Source organism: uncultured Thiohalocapsa sp. (genome assembly GCF_913063425.1).
GTDB lineage: Bacteria > Pseudomonadota > Gammaproteobacteria > Chromatiales > Chromatiaceae > Thiohalocapsa.
Genome location: NZ_CAJXYK010000010.1, coordinates 99391 through 115316 on the forward strand (window position 1 = coordinate 99391; position 15926 = coordinate 115316).

Consider the following 15926-nt stretch of genomic DNA (forward strand, 5'->3'; position numbering starts at 1 on the left):
CGCACAGGGATCTTGCAGCGCCTCCTCTCCCGCCTGTTCATCGCCCTGCTGGTGCTGGCGGGGCTGTATCTCGTCGTCGTCAACACGGCCCTGAATCTGCCGGCCACCCGCGATTACCTGAACCGCCTCCAGCCCGAGACCTTCCCGGTGAGCTGGCGGCGCGCCTGGAGCCCATGGCCGCTGCGGGTCGTGTTCACCGGGGTCGCCGCGGACGGGGCCACGCCGACGGCGCAGTGGCAGGTGGACGCCGGGCGGGTGGGGGCCGCGATGTCGATTCCGGCGCTGTTCCGCGGGAAGGTGCTGCTGCACCACCTGGCGCTGACCGACCTGGATCTGCGCCTGCGCCCGCTGCCGGGGCCGGAGGACGATTTCGGCCGCATCGCCGGGTTCTTTCCGGTGGTCCGCAACCGCGACCCGGCAGCACTCGCGGGGCCCGCGCCGGCGCCCGAGCCCGGCACCCTGGTCGTGGAGCTGGACGACATCCGGGTCAGCGGCGAGCACAGCCTCTGGGTGGGGCAGACACGGGGTGAGCTGACCGGCGACATCGGCGGCAACTTCCGCATGGACACGGCCACCGGCGAGCTGTCGCTGGCGAAGGGTGCTGTCGATCTGGCGCTGACGGACCTCACCGTCGGTCCGCAGGAGCACGTGACCGATGGCGCGATGATCCGCGGGCACCTCGACATCAAGCCATTCGCGCCCGCAGAGACCCAGGGCCTGGAATTCATGCGCGTCGGCGACCTGGATGTCACGCTGGATCTGCCGGTGCAGAGCCTGGCCTTCGTGAGCTGGCTGATGCCGCCGGCGGCGGCGCTGGATCTGCAAGGCCGCGGGCAACTGCGCGGGCGCCTCGCCCTCGCCGACGGCGAGATGCTGCGCGGCACGGACCTGGTCGTCGAGGCCCACGAGCTGGCCATGGGTGTCGGCGCCTACCGCTTCGCCGGCGACGGCTCGGTGGAGCTGCGCGTGGACCCGCAGGACGAGGCCCAGGCCGATCTCTGGGTCCGCTTCGATCAGGTGCGGGCCGCCCTCCCGGACGCCGATGCCGAGACCGCCGATGTGCTGTTCACCGGCCGCGGGCTCACCGCGCAACTGCGCGTGGCGGAGGTGGACCCGAGCACCACCTCCACCGCCCAGGCGCCGGAGGAGCTGCTGGAGGAGGTCGCGCTCGACTTCACGCTGACCATCCCCGCCATGCAGGTGGACGACATCGCCGTCTACAACCGCCTGTTCCCGGACAAGTGGGACCTGGCGCTGCTGGGCGGCAGCGGCAGCCTGAGCGGTCGCTTTGCCGTGAACGCCGAGACGCTGCAACTCGACCTGGACCTGGCGTCGAACGATGCGTCGCTGCGGCTCGCGGACTACCGCGCCGGTGCGGACCTGCTGCTGCAACTGCGGGCGGTGGTGGAGAGCCGCGGCGCCGGCCACGACATCGCGACGCTGGACATGACCGGCACCGAGGTTCGCCTGGACGACGCGCGCCTGGCCAGGGCCCAGCAGGCCGCGGGCGCTGCCCCGCCCTGGGCGATGCGCTTCGCGGTCAGAGCGGCCGATCTCGGCATCCCGCTGTCGCCGGCGCAGGTCGAGGCGGGCGCGGTGCGGGCGGTGGCGACGACGCTGTCCGAGGCCGGGTTCGGCGCGGTGCTCGCAACCGCCGATGGCGAAGCAGACACCTTGCTAACCGTCTCATCGCTGGACTGGATCGCCGCGCTCCTCGGCCGACCGCTGGACCTCGGCCTGCAGGGACAGGGCGAGTTGGGCGTCGACATCGTGCTGCACAACGGCTGGCCCGCCGCGGGCTCCACGCTGCGCATCCCCAAGGAGCCGCTGTCCGTGAGCCTGCTCGACTACCGCATCGACGCGACCGGCTCGGCCTCCCTCCAGCTGGAGCGTGGCGGCAAGCACCCGCAGGCCCGGCTCGCGCTCGCGCTGGAGGATGGCCGCGCACGCCGCCGCGAAGAGGACCAGCCGAGCATCGATCAGGTGCGCATGGATGCCGAGCTGCTGGTGCGCGATCCCTTCGCCGACAGCGTCGGGGACGCCACTGCCGATGCGGAGCTCCAGGCGAAGATCCATTCCGCCGCCATCCCCGACATGCGCACCTACAACCCTTACCTGCCCGGGCGCACGCCGCTGCCCTTCGTGCAGGCCGACGGCGCCGATGCGCCCGCACCGGCGCCACCTGCCGAGTTTGCGGCGCCCATGCCGGCGGCGGGTGGCGCCAGCCCGCAGCCACCGGCGGCAGCTGAGCCGCAGCCGGCTGAGCCTGCGAATCCGAATCCGTTTCTGGACCACAGCCTCTAGCGCACCACTGCGCAGGCCTTGAGGTTGCCCCGGGTACGCCGACTTCAGTCGCCCCCGGGGCAGGCGGACATCAGTCCGCCGCAACCGACGACCGCCGGCCGTAGTTATCTCGCCGGCTGTTGCGAGTACCGGCGCAGCGCTCAGCCCCGCTCACCGACCGCCGCGCAGCTTCTGCCGCGCCCGCCAAAAGAGGCTGTCAGCTTATCCAGCCCAGGTGCAACAACTGCCTCCAACCAAGGGCGCTGGCCGCGGGGGTTCGTCTGCCCGGAGTGCGGCCATGCCGAAGGCTACACCGAGGTGAAGACCCGCGGGCTGCTGCAGTGCAAGCGTTGCCGCCACCAGACCTCGTTGACCGCAGGCACCGTGCTCGCCTACAGCAAGCTGCCGCTGACCACCTGGTTCTTGGCCATGTACCTGCTCACGCAGCAGAAAAACGCCATCTCCGCGCTGGAGCTGATGCGCCAGCTCGGCGTCTCTTACCCGAGCGCCTGGAGCGTCAAGCACAAGCTCTTGCAGGCCATGCTGGAGCGTGATGCCGAGCGTCAACTGACCGGCGTGATCGAGATCGACGACGCCTACTGGGGCGGGGAGTGCCATGGTCAGACGCCGGGTCGCGGCTCGCCGAACAAGACCCCGTTCGTGGCCGCACTCGCGAAGGATCTCGATGGCCATCCGATGGCGTTGCGCTTGAGCGTCGCCGCCGGTTTCCGCAAGCGCGAGCTGGCCGCGTGGACACAGACATTCATCCTTGCCGCGATGCTCCCGCGCCTCGCTGTCGCGGCTGTGCGCACGCCGCCCATGCCCTACCGGCTGCTCAAGTTGGCTGAGGCTCATTGGTAATCAGGTCCATCGATGCACGGTTTCGCCGTGTTGTTACGTTCCCGGGCAGATGCTCCGCCGTGTGCGTCGGGTTGCTTGTGGGTCATTGGCGAGCCACAACGGGCGTTGTGGATCAGATTGCTTGTTTCATGAGCCGCAACGGCGCTTGTGTCGCGTGTGTGAGCCTCAAAAGGCCTGGTTGCCCTCGGCGATGTTGAGCAGCTCCGGGTAGGCCAAGACCGAAGCGCGCTGCCCGGCGCCCTCCTCGATCACGCGCAGGATGCCCTCTTGTTTCAGGACGCTCAGGATGCGCTTGGCGGTGGCCTCGGGGATCTGCGGTGAGCGGACGAAGTCCGAGCTCTTAAAGATGGGCCGCTCGAAGATCCAGTCGAGGGCGTGGATCGCGTACTGGGAATGGGTGGCGTCGACGAAGCGGGGCTTCATGTCGTTGTACAGCGCGAGGATGTCGCGGGCCTTGGCGAGGTTGTCCCTCGCCTGCTCCTGCACCGCCTGCAGAAAGAACAGGCACCAGTCGGTCCAGGCGTCGTCGCGGGAGACGGCCAGCAGGCGCTCGTAATAGGTGTCGCGGTGCGATTCCAGGTAGGCGCTGATGTAGACCATGGGGGATTGGATCAGGCCCTTGTCGAACAGAAACAAGGGTATCAGCATCCGCCCCAGGCGGCCGTTGCCGTCCAGGTAGGGGTGCAGGGCCTCGAGCTCGGCGTGCAGGAGCGCGAGCTGGACCAAGGGGTCAGTGGCCTGTTCGTGGAGGAAGCGCTCCCAGCGGGACATGGCGTCCGGCAGTTGGTCTGCGGCGATGGGGATGAAGCGGGCTTCGTCCATGGAGCAGCCGTGAGGGCCGATCCAGTTGGGAATCCGGCGGTACTCGCCCGGCGACTTGCCGTGGCCGCGCACGCCGGAGAGCAGGACCTTGTGGGTCTCGTTGATCAGCCGTTGGGACAGGGGCAGTTCCTTGAGCATGGCCTCGGCCGCGCGCATGGCCCTGCGATAATTCAGCACCTCCCAGATGTCGGCTTCTTTGGGGGAGGTCAGGTCGCCGGTGTCGCCCTTGGCCTCGTATTCCAGCACCTCGCCCATGGTCGCCTGGGTGCCCTCGATGCGCGAGGAGAGCACCGCCTCCTGGGTCGTGAGCGGGCTCAGCAGCACGGCGGCATTGGGGATGGCGGACAGCATGCCGTCGTAGCGCGCGACGGCGGCGTTGGCCGCGCCGATCAGGGGCGCAAGGCGCTGCCAGTCGAGGTGTTGCGGCGGAAAACGGCCGCTGTGGTAGCCGACGGCGCCGGTCATGCCAGCTGCTCCACGTGGGCCGGCGTCAGGCCGTTCTGCTCGCGCAGGAATTCGCGGTATTTTTCGGCGATGACCGGCAGGTCGTTGTCGGGAACGCGTTCGCTGCGGGTCAGGGTGCGCTCGACGATGCGCCCACCGATGCGGATGCGCTCGGTGTGCTGCCTGGGCTCGATGATCTCCTCGCCGTCCGGGGTGCGCTCGTAGAGGGTGTTGCCGCGGCGGTCGAAGCCGACCTTGTCGGCGACGGCCATGAAGACCTGGTATTCCTCGGCGCCGCCGAGGGCCTCCCGATGCTTCTCTTCCTCGTCCTTGCGGCGCAGGAACAGCAAGCTGGTCAGGATGTTGACGTTGGCCTCGGCGATGAAGGCCTCCACCGGCAGGTCCACGGAGGCGAGCACCTGGGTCTCGCGCATGATCCACCAGCGGATGTACTCGGCCGCCGGGTTGCCGAGCACCCCGTCCGGCAGCACGATGCCGAGGCGGTACTTCTCCAGCCGATGCCCCAGGGCGGCGACCAGGAAGCCGCCGGTGCCGCAGGCGGGGTCCAGCAGGGTCTCGTGCTCTTGCGGATCGAGCATGTCGACGACCAGCTTCACGACCCCCCGCGGCGTGAAGTACTGCCCGCGATCACCGCGCAGGTTGACGCCCACCAGCTCCTGGTAGGCCACGCCCTTGGCATCCACGTCCGTGCGGGTGAAGTCGTAGCGTGCCAGCTCGGAGACGATGAAGGCCAGCGCCCGATCGGACAGCGTGATCTCCTCGTTGCCGCGGAAGATGTTCTTGTATTGGCTCTTGACCTCGCTGAAGAGCCCTTCGACGCGCTCACGGATCTCCCGCCGGCCCTTGGGCTCGAACTGCTCCTTGGGGCCGGCCCAGAACCGGCGCCGCCAGGCCTGGCGCTGTCTGGTGCGCAGGCCCTCGTCGTGCATCTTGCAGAAGATCAGGTACAGGAACTGCCAGAAGGCGGCATCCCTGGGCATGCCCTCGTTGCCGTGGATGAAGTTGTGGCAGCGCCGGAAGGTGATCTTCAGCATCTCGTTGTCGGCGACGCGGGTATGGGCGTCGGAGACGACCTCTCGGGTGCCGACGGACTCCTCGGCCAGCGGCCAGTCGCCGATGGGGTTGCAGCGGGTCTCGAACCGCGTCTGCGCCTTCTCGAGATAGAAGAAATCCAGGCCGTTGGTCCACAGGCCGTACTGGATGGCTTCGACATCGCGCATGATGGCCTCGATCTCCTCCAGGTCCGAGGCCGCCTGCTCGAAATCGCGCAGGCGCACGGCGTTCCTGCCGACCTTGGGCTCCGGGCGGCAGAGCACCGCGCGACCGAGATGGTCGCCGCGGTGCGGCTGGCCGTGGTGGAAGATCGCGACATCCACCTTCTTGCGCCCGCCGACGGAGAAGTCCAGCGCCATGTCCTCGGGGGAGAAGCCGTATTCGTGGATCAGGGCACGCACAACCCGTTGGCGGACCAGCTCCTTCTTGGTTTCCTTGATCTGCTTGCCGGAGACGTAGTCCAGCATGTACCCCGCCGGGATGGTGGATTCGGTCTGCGTGTTGTTGTCTTGAGGCATGGGCAGGTTGGACGGATTCCCGCAATTCGAAGGAGGTCGTGTGCCGGTGGCAGGATTCTGTGAGAAGGAGGCTTCAAACCGTTGCCCTCAAGGGCCGCCCCGTGTTGTACCAATGACGGCAACGCGCAACACGATAGGATAACAGGCGTGTTTAGTGTTGCGCAACACTTAACAGACCTGTTATCGTTTCACGGCATGAAAAGCTTCGGTGAGACCCTGCGCGAGCTTCGCGTCGCGCAACAGCTCGGCCTGCGCGAAACGGCGGGCAAGGTCAGTATTTCCCCGGCGTACCTGAGCCGTATCGAACGTGGAATGGAGCGGCCGCCGCGCCCGAATGTCATCAAAGACCTCGCCAAGGTTCTGGCCGCGGACCCCGACGTCTTGTTCCGCCTATCGTCCGCCACTGACCCGGATGTGGTGGACTATCTGCACGAGCAACCGGATGCGCTGAGCCTGCTGCGCTACATCAAGGACGAAGGCTTTTCCCAAGCCCAGATCCAAGAGCTTAGGCGGGCGGCCCAAAGCATTCGAAGCGCTGCCCGGTAGCAGAAGCTGCGCAGCGGCAGCAGCGGCGACTTGTCCGGCGGGAGGGCGGGCAGCACAGCACCTCGTCCGCTGCTGCGAAAGGGGCGAGGACAAGGCTCACACCCGCTCCCCCAGCGCCTCCCGCAGCTTCTGCCGCGCCCGGAACAGCCGGGTACCGACGCCGGCGGAGGTCAAGCCCAGGCGTTCGGCGATCTCCTGCTGGGAGAGGCCGTGCAGCACCTGCAGGATCAGCGGCTCGCGGTACTCCGGTGCCAGGGCGGCGATGGCGCGGCGCAGCACGAAGGCCTCGGTGGAGGTGTCGTAGGTCTTGCGCTGGGCGCCCACCTCCTCCGTGGGCATGGCGCTCTCCCGGGGCTGGATGCGCTCGAAGCGGCGCGCGTTCTCGCGGCGGACGATGGTCTTGAGCCAGCCCTTCACCGCCGCCGGCTCCTTCAGCTTGTGGCGCGCGCGCCAGGCCCGGAGCAGGCTGTCCTGCACCAGGTCCTCGGCGGTGTGGGCGTCGCCGGCCAGGCGGTAGGCGTACTTGTACAGGGCCGACCAATGGGTGCGGACCAACTGGTCGAAGTCGATGGTCGGGCGTAGGGTGTCGGCGGCGGTGGGTGCGGTGGCGGTTGCGGTCGCAGGCATGGTGAGTCTCCTGGTGCAGTGAGCGTTGCTGTCCAAGGCTCAGCACCTGCCATGCCAAACTGTAAGTCACTGTTTTATAGATCATTACTGTGGCCCGCTCGCCGGCGGACGTAACGCTTCGTTGCAACGCATCGTTACGCCTCGCGTCCGGTCGGCCGCAGCCGCCGCCGTTGACGGCTGGCGAGAATCCCTTGGCGGGCACACGTCTGTGCACGCGCGGGGCTGGTGTTCAGCTATTCCAATGTCGGCTACACGGTGCTCGGCCATCTGGTGCAGCATCTGGCCGCCGAGCCCTTCGCAGTGCACCTGGGGCGGACCCTGTTCGCGCCCCTGCACATGGAGGCAACCCGCATTGCCAGCCTGCCGGCGCGGGCCGACGCCCTCGCCATCGGTCATCGCCGCGGCCGCCCCCTGACACCGCTGCCCATCCGGGACCTGCCGGCCCAGGGGCTGCAAACCACGGCGCGTGACGTGGCGACGCCCTGCGCTTCGTCGAGGGCGCGGGCGGCACATCGCTGCTGCGTTGGTCCGGCTATCTGGCGGAGCCCATCGGCGTGGTGGGGCCCTCAGCCGCCGACGATCACGCCGCCGCCATCAGGTCGCTGAAATAATCCGCTCAGGCACTGGGTCTCTAGGGGCAAACGCGGACGGCAAGGCAACGCGCCGCCCACGTCAACCCGGATGACGGCAATGGTGCACCTGCACTGACAAGCCGGCATCACCCGCCAACAGCAAGAGACTGGAGACCCAGGATGACCAAGACCCTCGCCATCGCCGCCGCTGTGCTCTTCACCGCCGGTGCCCAGGCCGCCGACAGCTACCGCGCGCTCACCGCCGGTAACCCCGACAGCAGCAACCCGCTGATCAAGTACGAGGGCGTCACCGCCGTGCAGCCCGGGGTCGGCAGCGATGTCGATCGCTACCAGGGCATCGCCCGTGGCAACTCGGACCTGTTCAACGTGGACCTCGATGCGGCCTTCAACCAGGAGCGCGGGTCCTCCGAGCGTCCGGACATTTATGGGCCCTTCGGCGGCAGCCTGGACTTGAGCTACTGACGCGGCGGCCTGCCGGCGCGCCAGCGTGCGGCGGGCATCGCATCCTATCCCTGGCCTAGCTCGCGGCGTTTCGCCCAGATGCCCCTTGCCCCGTCGGCATCGGGATGGCATCCAATGTGGCCGCGGGCAGCTGCAGCGCGATCGCGGGCTCGACGCGAACACGGGCAGACAGGCCCACGGCGAGGCCCGCCTGTGCCGGCAGCTGCGCTTCAAGAACGCGCCGGCCGGTGTCCGGCTCCAGGGCGGGCCATGCGCGCGTGATGGCAAGCTCGACGGGGCTGCCCGGGGCGCCGGCGAACTGCGCCTGCACCTGCTGGCCCGGGGCCAGCCCGAGGGCTTGGCTGCCGTCCACGGTGAAGCGCAGCACCAGGCTGTGCGGATCGAACAGCTCCAGCAGCAAAGCCTGTGCCGGCACCTCGCGCCCTTCCACATGCACATGCGAGCGCAGCACCTCTCCATCCCAGGGTGCAGCCATCTGTTGCTCAGTGGCGTCGGCGGCGGTCGGCACGATGCGCAGCAGTGCCTGCCCGGCCGTGACGACGTCACCCTCACGCACCGCGCAGTCCTGGACCCGCCCCGCAATGGGCGCATAGAGCTCGGCGAGGCGTGTCGGCTCGACCACCGCGTCCGCGTCGATGAGCCTGGGCTGCGGCGGCGCAGCATCAACGGCCGCAGCTTGTGGGGTACGGGGGAGCCAAAGCGAGAGCAGGGCCGCGGCCAGCACGAAGCCGGTGGACCACCACAGACAGCCTTCCAGACCCTGAAGCTGATAGATCAGGCCCGACAGCACCGTGCCGGCGAGGCGACCGCCGGCATTGGCCATGTAGTAGAAGCCAACGTTGAGCGCGACCTTGTCGGCATCGGCGTAGGCGAGGATCAGATAAGAATGGACCGCAGAGTTGATGGCGAAGACGATGCCGAAGGCGATGAGCCCGATGATCAGGATTGGCCCCGGCTCCCAGTCCAGCGCCGGGCCTTGCATCAGCGCCAGGGCGATGCCCGCCGGCACCAGTGCCAGCACCAGCGCGCCGAGCAGCGCCGAGCGTCCGCTGGGGCCTTGGCCCTGGCGGTTCGGGCGGAGCAGCGCTGGCGCGCCGGCCTGCACGATGCCGTAGCCGATGACCCAGAGCGCGAGGAAGGCGCCGACGGCCGTGTACTCCCAGTTCAGCACCGAGTAGAGATACACCGGCAGCGCCACGACGAACCAGACATCGCGGGCGCCGAATAGGAAGAAGCGCGCCGCCGACAGCCAGTTGATCGCCGGGGTGTTGGAGAAGACCTGGGTGAAGGGCGCCTTCTGCTTCATCTTGCCGACGCCGGAGGGCAGCAGGATGACGGTGACCAACATCACCAGGAACAGCCCGCCCGCGAGCGTGAAGAGCGCGTTGCGGAAGCCGAAGGCCTGCAGCAGCGCGGCACCGACGAAGAAGCCCGCGCCCTTGAGCGCATTCTTGGAGCCTGTCAGCACCGCGACATACCTGAAGAGCTTCGACTCGGCCCCTGCGCCCTCCCCGGTCAGCGTCTTGACCGTGGCCTTGGCCGACATCTTGTTCAGGTCCTTCGCGATGCCGGACAGGGCCTGTGCCGCCATGACATAGACCACCGAGAGCCAGGGGTCCGGCACCGTCAGCATCAGGAGCGCCGCCACCTGCAGGCCCATGCCGATGTGCATGGTGAGATTGAGCCCGATGCGCGCCCCGAGCCAGCCGCCGACGAGGTTGGTCACGATGCCGAAGACCTCGTAGAAGAGGAACAGCATCGCCACCTCGAACGGCGAATAGCCGAGCTGGTGGAAGTACAGCACCACCAGCATGCGGATAGCGCCGTCGGTGACCGTGAAGGCCCAGTAGCCCGCGGTGACAGTCAGATAATTGCGCGTGGCGGCTTGCATGGCTCAGAGGCTCCGCGCAAGCATCCAGGCAATGTCGATCATCCGGTTCACATAGCCCCATTCATTGTCGTACCAGGCATAAATCTTCACCTGTGTGTTATCGATGACCATGGTGGAGGGGGCATCGACGATGGACGAGCGGGGATCGTTAAGATAATCCACGGACACCAGCGGGCGCTCCTCATAGCCCAGGACGCCGGCGAGCTCGCCCGCGGCGGCGGCCTTGAACAGCGCATTGATCTCCTCCGCCGTTACCGACCGCGCGGCCTCGAAGACGAAGTCCGTCAGCGACGCGTTCAGCAGCGGCACCCGCACCGCGTGCCCGTTCAGCTTGCCGGTCAGCTCCGGGAAGATCTTGGTGATGGCCTTGGCAGAGCCGGTGGTGGTCGGGATCAGGGACTGGCCGCAGGCGCGGGCGCGGCGCAGGTCCTTGTGGCCCAGGTCCACGATGCGCTGGGTGTTGGTGATGTCGTGGATGGTGGTCATGCAGCCGTGCACGATACCCACCTGCTCGTGCATGACCTTCACCACCGGCGCGAGGCAATTGGTGGTGCAGGACGCGGCGGTCACCAGGTGGTGCTGGGCCGGATCGTAGCGGTCATGGTTGACGCCGTAGACGATGTCGAGCGCACCCTTGGTAGGCGCCGCGACGAGCACCTTTTTGACGCCCTGCTCGAAATAGCCCTGCAACAGCTCCGGCTGCTTGTGGTGCTTGCCGGTGGCCTCGATGACGATGTCGCAGCCGTACCAGTCCACATCGGCGATGGCCGTGTGGCTGCTGTAGCCGATGCGTCCGCCGTCGACCAGCAGTGCATCGCCGTCGCCGGCACACGCACGCCCGAAGCGCCCGTGCACCGAGTCGAATTCCAGCAGATGCGCCGCCCCCGCGGCATCGCAGGCAGTCTCATTGACATGGACGAATTCGAGCGCAGGCCCGTCATCCTTGCGGTCCCAGGCCGCCCGCAGCCCGAGCCGCCCCATGCGCCCAAACCCATTGATCCCGATCCGAACAGTCATCGTCAATCCCCCTGACAGATTGCAAACCTCAGATTGCACAAGATTGCACACTGGGAGCTTCTAGCTGCCGCCGACCCAACGGCGGACCGCATCCGGCCCCGGCACGCCGCCGCTGTGCACCAGCTGCCCGTCGACCACGACTCCCGGCGTGGATAGGACGCCGTAGCTCATGATCTCGGCGACGTCGGTGACCTTCTCCACCTGCACCTCGACGCCCGCCTGTTGTGCGGCCGTTTCGATGAGTTTGGCGGTGGTCTCGCAATTGCGGCAGCCGCTGCCGAGCACCTTGATCGCTTTCATGGATTCACTCCGGGTGTTGGCTCGCTTGGATAGTGGTTGCGTTGGATCTACAGGTTGTCCGGTGGGCCAGCAACGCGTTCTTCACCGAGAACGCGCTGGGAGCGCCGTCCTGTGCGCCATCGACCTCAGGGCGCGGCGAGGACGCCGCTGCACCGGCCATGCGGGTCTGCTGCTGAGGCATGCGCCGCCGCCGCTCAAGCGGGAGCTGCCAGCGGCCCCACCAGGTTGAAGCCCCAGCCCACCAGCGTGAAGGCCACCGCCAGCACGCCGGCGAAGAGCGCCAGCGCCGGCCAGCGGATGACCTTGCGCAGGATCAGCAGCTCCGGCACCGACAGGGCCGCGACGCTCATCATCAGCGCCAGCGTCGTGCCGATGGCCACCCCCTTGCCGAGCATCGCCTCCGCCACCGGGATGACGCCTGTGGCATTGGCATACATCGGGATGCCCAACAGCACCGCCGCCGGCACGCTGTACCAGGCGCCGCCGCCCAAATGCGTTGTCACCCAGTCCGCCGGCACGAAGCCGTGGAAAAGCGCGCCGACGCCGATGCCGAGCAGCACCCAGCGCCAGATGCGCCCGACGATCTCCCGCACCTCGCCCACGGCATAGCGGTGGCGGGCGGCCAGCGAGCGCGACGGTGTCGGCGTGCCGGCGCTGCCGACGCGGATGGCCCAGACGTAGTCCTCCACCCAGCGCTCCGGGCGGAAGCGCTGCATGACGATGCCGCCGACCCAGGCCACCGTGAGCCCGGCCAGCACGTACAGCGCCGCCAGCTGCCAGCCGAGCAGGCCCACCAGCACCACCACCGCCACCTCGTTGATCATCGGGCTCGCGATCAGGAACGAGAAGGTCACACCGAGCGGGATGCCCGCCTCCACGAAGCCGATGAACAGCGGCACCGATGAGCAGGAGCAGAAGGGCGTCAGCGCACCGAGCCCCACCGCGATGCCGCGCGCCTGCCAGTCGGGGCGCCCGCGCACGATGGCCCGCACCCGCTCCGGGGAGAGCAGCGCGCGGAGCAGGCCCATGACGTAGATCACCACCACCAGCAGGGCGAAGATCTTCGTCACGTCCATGACGAAGAACTGCAGCGCGGGCCCGAGGTGGCCGGCCGGGTCGAGGTGGAGCAGGTCGTAGGCGATGAGGTCGCCGAGTCGCGCGAACATGGTCAGTCGTCCTCCGGGCGAGCCCGGCGCCGGAATGATGGGCAGCAGCTACAGCGCAAAGGCGTCGTCATAGGGCGCCGCGCCCTCCACCACCGGCAGCGTCAGCGTGTTGCCCCAGTGGGACCAGCCGCCGTTGTAGAGCCGCACATCCGCATAGCCCAGGTGCTTCAGCTGCATCCAGGCGAGGCTCATGCGGAAGCCGTCGTGGCAGTAGACGTAGAGGGTCTTGTCCTTCGGGATGTCGGCGTAGAGCGCTTGCAGACGCTCATCGTTGAGCCAGCGCTGGGTCTGACCGTCGGTGCCGTCCAGGCTCACCACATTGACCGCCCCCGGGATATGGCCGCCCTGGATGGAGTGACGGATGACCTCGCCCGTGTACATATCGTGCGGGCGGGCGTCGAGCAGCACCACGTCCGGGTCGCGGCGGGACACCACATCGTCGTAGATGGCGGTCCATTCCACGAACAGGTCAGGGTCGGCCGCCTGCAGCGTCACGCTGCCGGGTGTGGGCGTCACCGGGTCCCGGCTCAGCGCCTCGAACACCGTCCAGTCCACGGTGCCGCCGTTCAGTACCTTCACCTGTTCCAGCGGGAAGCCGTAGAGCGCGAGCAGGAAGTACAGCCGCGAGGCCAGCGCCGTGCGGGCGTCGTCATAGAGCACCAGCGTCGAGTCATCGTTGACGCCCCAGCGCCGCAAGGTCGCCTGAAACGCCTCGCGGGAAGGAAAGCGCATCAGCGGGTCGCCCTGGTTGTCGCCGAGATCCTTGAAGCGCTGCACCTGCACCGCGCCCGGGATATGTCCAACAGTGAAATAGCGGTGTGGGTGATAACGCACCTCCAGCACCACGAGATTCTCATCGTCAATGCGCTCGGCGAGCCAGTCCGAGCTCACCAAAAAGCCGGGCGCCGCGACCACCCCAACCGGCAGCAACAGCGCGACAGCGAGGGCGATCCACAGACGCTTACCGAGCCAAAACAAGATAGAAGCCATGACCCCTCCGAAACCTTTCAAACTTCACCCTTCAAACTTCGAAACAGACCTGGATCGGCAGCGGCGCCGCCAGCATGGCGATGATCAGCGGCTGCGCGAGGATCGCCAGCTCCCGGGCGCGCAACGCGGCGCTGATGCCGGCGCCGCTGCCGCCGGGAATCAGACAGCGGGTCATCGTGGGCTCCTGCTGTGCTCAGTGCTGGGGCCGGAGTGCGTTCAGCTCCGCGAGCGCCGCCTGCGCCAGGTTTTCCGGGAGCGGCACGTAGTACAGGGACTCGGCGTCCGCCTGGCCGTCGGTGAGGATCCAGCGCAGCAGATCGTGCACGGCGGCGGTCTTCTCGGGCGAGTCATAGTCGCCGCGCACCAGCGCCCAAGTGTAGGTGACGATGGGGTAGGAGCGCGCACCCTGGGGGTCGGGGATGGTGCGGGTCAGATCGTCCGGCGGCGTGTCGGCACCGTCGGCGAGCCCGCGGCGGCCGGTCTCGACGTTGGGCTGCACCAGGCCACCGGCGCGGTTCTCCAGCCAGGCCAGCGACAGCCCGAGGCGCTGGGCGAAGCCCGCCTCCACATAGCCGATGGCGTTTTGGGTGATCTTGATGCGCTGGGCGACGCCCTCGTTGCCGTTGGCCTCCATGGCGCCGCCGGGCCAGTCGATCTTCTTGCCGACGCCCGGCCCGTCCGCCCAAGTCTCGCTGACTGCGGCAAGGTGGTTGGTGAAGGCGAAGGTGGTGCCGCTGGAGTCTCGCCGGGCTACCACCTGGATCACCTTGGCGGGCAGCTCGATGCCCGGATTGGCGGCGGCGATGCGCGGGTCGTCCCAGCGGTAGACCTCGCCCAGGAAGATGTCCGGATAGACATCCCGCGGCAGATTGATGGGCCCATCGACGCCCGGCAGGTTGTAGGCGATGGCGATCATGCCGCCGGTGATGGGCAGCTGCGCAAAGCTACCCTCCAGCTGGGCTGCATCATCCGTGGCCAGCGGCGCGTCGGTGGCGCCGATGTCCACGCCGCCGGCCAGAAAGCGCTCGATGCCCGCCCCGCTGCCGATGGAGTCGTAGCTCAGGGCCAGCGCTGGATGCCCGGCCCCGTACTGCACCAGCCAGTGCTTGAAGATGGGCGCCGCGAAGGACGAGCCCGCACCGCTCACGGTGGCCTGGGTGTCCGTGCTGGGTGCGGTCGAGCTGGTTTCCGGCGCCTGATCGCAGGCGCTGAGCAGCAACGCCGCCGCGGTGGCCGAGGCGAGCAGTGTGATGGTCGCGCGGGAGCGCATCGGTGTCTCCTGGGTTGCGCACAGTGGAGAGAATGTGAGCGCAGGGTATACGAAAAACCAGATATATGAAATTACGAATATGTTGCCGCGCCAGGCAGCGCCGCCGGCGCACATGGCTGAGAGGAGACGATTCCCAGGGGGCGGGGGCGGCGCCGTAACGCCGCGGCAGTGTCAGGTCGGCCGGTCGGCGGGCCTGTCATGTGCAGCGCGGTGCGTCGGGGCGGTTCGGCATGGCGCTCAGGGCCGCGGCATCGGCTGCGAAGGGGTAGGTGTCAGACAGGCCCGCGTGCGTCTCGCGCAGCACCCGTTGTGCCCAGGCGGGGAGCTCGCTGCTGATGCGGTAGTAGATCCAGACCCCGGCACGGCGGTCCGCCACCAGGCCGAGCTCACGCAGCTGCGCCAGATGGCGCGAGAGGTGCGGCTGACTCACGCCGATGGCGTGGGTCAGCTCGCACACACAGAGCTCGCCATGCTCCGCCAGCAGCATCAGGGTACGCAGGCGGGTGTCGTGGGCGAGGGCAGAGAAGAAGTCGGTGGCTTGCTGGGTCATGAGTGGGAGGCCGCGGCAGTCATGGTCCGCGGCTTGGCAGATGGTACCTGCCGCAGGGATTCACGGCGGCGGGATGGCGCCCTGTGCCGCCGATAAGCGGTGGTGGAGGGCCGGGTGCGCGGCCCGGGCCGCGCAGCTGATCAGGCTGGCGCATCGGCACAGGCTGGCGCATCCGCGGCGCCCGTGCGTGCGGTCACTGGCGCGGCTTCACCGTCAGGCGGATCAGCTTCGCAACCAGCAACAGCCAGGGCGTGCCGTGCAGCAGCAGGTCGAAGATGTCGATGGGCCGCACCAGCTCGCCGGCCGCCAGCATCTTGAGCTTCTCCCAGACATGGGGCTCCGGGAAGAAGGGAGCGAGCCCCAGGGTCAGCGCCACGATGAGCAGCAGCGGGAGCGAGAGTTGATCGAGCCAGTCGAACACGGGCGTGCCTTATCGGTTCTTGGTGGTTGCCGCCCGCGGCGGCGCTTGGGCGCTCAGCCGCCGGCATGGTGCATGCCTGCGCCGGCTCGGT

16 protein-coding genes and 2 pseudogenes are annotated in these 15926 nt (G+C 68.2%); 5 read left to right on the forward strand and 13 right to left on the reverse strand.

What is annotated here, in order from left to right:
- Positions 1-12 precede the first annotated feature (12 nt).
- Positions 13-2304 carry a hypothetical protein gene (locus QZ607_RS07765; protein ID WP_295881527.1) on the forward strand — a complete coding sequence of 764 codons (2292 nt, stop codon included), beginning with the start codon at positions 13-15 and terminating at the stop codon, positions 2302-2304.
- A gap of 234 nt (positions 2305-2538) precedes the next feature.
- Positions 2539-3144, forward strand: a pseudogene (locus QZ607_RS07770) (IS1595 family transposase); the annotation flags it as partial.
- Positions 3145-3309: 165 nt separating this feature from the next.
- Here QZ607_RS07770 and QZ607_RS07775 read toward each other — a convergent pair.
- Together QZ607_RS07775 and QZ607_RS07780 are read right to left on the reverse strand one after the other, a co-directional pair.
- Positions 3310-4431 (reverse strand): Fic/DOC family N-terminal domain-containing protein, encoded by a 1122-nt coding sequence (locus QZ607_RS07775; RefSeq protein ID WP_295881529.1) that lies wholly within the window; start codon positions 4429-4431, stop codon positions 3310-3312.
- Positions 4428-6002, reverse strand: coding sequence for an N-6 DNA methylase (locus QZ607_RS07780; protein WP_295881532.1), 1575 nt, complete (start codon positions 6000-6002; stop codon positions 4428-4430). Before QZ607_RS07780 ends, QZ607_RS07775 begins: the two co-directional genes overlap by 4 nt.
- A gap of 195 nt (positions 6003-6197) precedes the next feature.
- Between QZ607_RS07780 and QZ607_RS07785 the strand changes: the two genes are divergently transcribed.
- On the forward strand, positions 6198-6548 hold the full coding sequence (locus QZ607_RS07785) for a helix-turn-helix transcriptional regulator (protein WP_295881535.1): 351 nt from the start codon (positions 6198-6200) through the stop codon (positions 6546-6548).
- A gap of 96 nt (positions 6549-6644) precedes the next feature.
- On the opposite strand, the gene QZ607_RS07790 is transcribed toward QZ607_RS07785, so the two are convergent.
- Complete coding sequence (locus QZ607_RS07790) at positions 6645-7175, reverse strand: sigma-70 family RNA polymerase sigma factor (protein WP_295881537.1); 531 nt, start codon at positions 7173-7175, stop codon at positions 6645-6647.
- 225 nt (positions 7176-7400) lie between these two features.
- Between QZ607_RS07790 and QZ607_RS07795 the strand changes: the two genes are divergently transcribed.
- Positions 7401-7781 carry a serine hydrolase domain-containing protein gene (locus tag QZ607_RS07795; RefSeq protein ID WP_295881540.1) on the forward strand — a complete coding sequence of 127 codons (381 nt, stop codon included), beginning with the start codon at positions 7401-7403 and terminating at the stop codon, positions 7779-7781.
- Positions 7782-7927: 146 nt separating this feature from the next.
- The gene (locus QZ607_RS07800; protein ID WP_295881543.1) at positions 7928-8230 is read left to right on the forward strand and encodes a hypothetical protein; all 303 of its coding nucleotides are present in this window, start codon (positions 7928-7930) and stop codon (positions 8228-8230) included.
- A gap of 55 nt (positions 8231-8285) precedes the next feature.
- On the opposite strand, the gene QZ607_RS07805 is transcribed toward QZ607_RS07800, so the two are convergent.
- The 10 genes and pseudogenes from QZ607_RS07805 to QZ607_RS07850 all read right to left on the reverse strand — a co-directional run bounded on the left by QZ607_RS07805 (position 8286) and on the right by QZ607_RS07850 (position 15835).
- Positions 8286-8852 carry an HlyD family efflux transporter periplasmic adaptor subunit gene (locus QZ607_RS07805; RefSeq protein ID WP_295881648.1) on the reverse strand — a complete coding sequence of 189 codons (567 nt, stop codon included), beginning with the start codon at positions 8850-8852 and terminating at the stop codon, positions 8286-8288.
- Between the two features lie 54 nt (positions 8853-8906).
- Positions 8907-10121, reverse strand: a pseudogene (arsJ, locus tag QZ607_RS07810) (organoarsenical effux MFS transporter ArsJ); the annotation flags it as partial.
- A 3-nt stretch (positions 10122-10124) separates the two neighbouring features.
- Positions 10125-11138, reverse strand: coding sequence for an ArsJ-associated glyceraldehyde-3-phosphate dehydrogenase (locus QZ607_RS07815; RefSeq protein ID WP_295881545.1), 1014 nt, complete (start codon positions 11136-11138; stop codon positions 10125-10127).
- A 60-nt stretch (positions 11139-11198) separates the two neighbouring features.
- Entirely contained in the window at positions 11199-11438 is a 240-nt protein-coding gene (locus QZ607_RS07820; RefSeq protein ID WP_295881547.1) for a thioredoxin family protein, read from the reverse strand.
- Positions 11439-11632: 194 nt separating this feature from the next.
- Entirely contained in the window at positions 11633-12604 is a 972-nt protein-coding gene (locus QZ607_RS07825) for a permease (protein ID WP_295881549.1), read from the reverse strand.
- A gap of 48 nt (positions 12605-12652) precedes the next feature.
- The gene (locus QZ607_RS07830; protein ID WP_295881550.1) at positions 12653-13594 is read right to left on the reverse strand and encodes a sulfurtransferase; all 942 of its coding nucleotides are present in this window, start codon (positions 13592-13594) and stop codon (positions 12653-12655) included.
- Positions 13595-13625: 31 nt separating this feature from the next.
- Positions 13626-13769 carry a hypothetical protein gene (locus tag QZ607_RS07835; protein ID WP_295881551.1) on the reverse strand — a complete coding sequence of 48 codons (144 nt, stop codon included), beginning with the start codon at positions 13767-13769 and terminating at the stop codon, positions 13626-13628.
- Between the two features lie 18 nt (positions 13770-13787).
- A complete protein-coding gene (gene pstS / locus QZ607_RS07840) occupies positions 13788-14864 on the reverse strand; it encodes a phosphate ABC transporter substrate-binding protein PstS (protein WP_295881553.1) in 1077 nt (358 codons plus the stop codon).
- Between the two features lie 196 nt (positions 14865-15060).
- A complete protein-coding gene (locus QZ607_RS07845) occupies positions 15061-15414 on the reverse strand; it encodes a metalloregulator ArsR/SmtB family transcription factor (protein WP_295881554.1) in 354 nt (117 codons plus the stop codon).
- Positions 15415-15607: 193 nt separating this feature from the next.
- Entirely contained in the window at positions 15608-15835 is a 228-nt protein-coding gene (locus QZ607_RS07850; protein WP_295881555.1) for an RND transporter, read from the reverse strand.
- Between the last annotated feature and the right edge of the window lie 91 nt (positions 15836-15926).

Bases quoted from the DNA above. Each gene is read 5' to 3' on its own strand.
- QZ607_RS07820 (WP_295881547.1), bottom strand. From the start codon at position 11,438: ATGAAAGCGATCAAGGTGCTCGGCAGCGGCTGCCGCAATTGCGAGACC.
- pstS (WP_295881553.1), bottom strand. From the start codon at position 14,864: ATGCGCTCCCGCGCGACCATCACACTGCTCGCCTCGGCCACCGCGGCG.
- QZ607_RS07785 (WP_295881535.1), top strand. From the start codon at position 6,198: ATGAAAAGCTTCGGTGAGACCCTGCGCGAGCTTCGCGTCGCGCAACAG.
- QZ607_RS07825 (WP_295881549.1), bottom strand. From the start codon at position 12,604: ATGTTCGCGCGACTCGGCGACCTCATCGCCTACGACCTGCTCCACCTC.
- QZ607_RS07800 (WP_295881543.1), top strand. From the start codon at position 7,928: ATGACCAAGACCCTCGCCATCGCCGCCGCTGTGCTCTTCACCGCCGGT.
- QZ607_RS07815 (WP_295881545.1), bottom strand. From the start codon at position 11,138: ATGACTGTTCGGATCGGGATCAATGGGTTTGGGCGCATGGGGCGGCTC.
- QZ607_RS07775 (WP_295881529.1), bottom strand. From the start codon at position 4,431: ATGACCGGCGCCGTCGGCTACCACAGCGGCCGTTTTCCGCCGCAACAC.
- QZ607_RS07845 (WP_295881554.1), bottom strand. From the start codon at position 15,414: ATGACCCAGCAAGCCACCGACTTCTTCTCTGCCCTCGCCCACGACACC.
- QZ607_RS07830 (WP_295881550.1), bottom strand. From the start codon at position 13,594: ATGGCTTCTATCTTGTTTTGGCTCGGTAAGCGTCTGTGGATCGCCCTC.
- QZ607_RS07790 (WP_295881537.1), bottom strand. From the start codon at position 7,175: ATGCCTGCGACCGCAACCGCCACCGCACCCACCGCCGCCGACACCCTA.
- QZ607_RS07835 (WP_295881551.1), bottom strand. From the start codon at position 13,769: ATGACCCGCTGTCTGATTCCCGGCGGCAGCGGCGCCGGCATCAGCGCC.
- QZ607_RS07780 (WP_295881532.1), bottom strand. From the start codon at position 6,002: ATGCCTCAAGACAACAACACGCAGACCGAATCCACCATCCCGGCGGGG.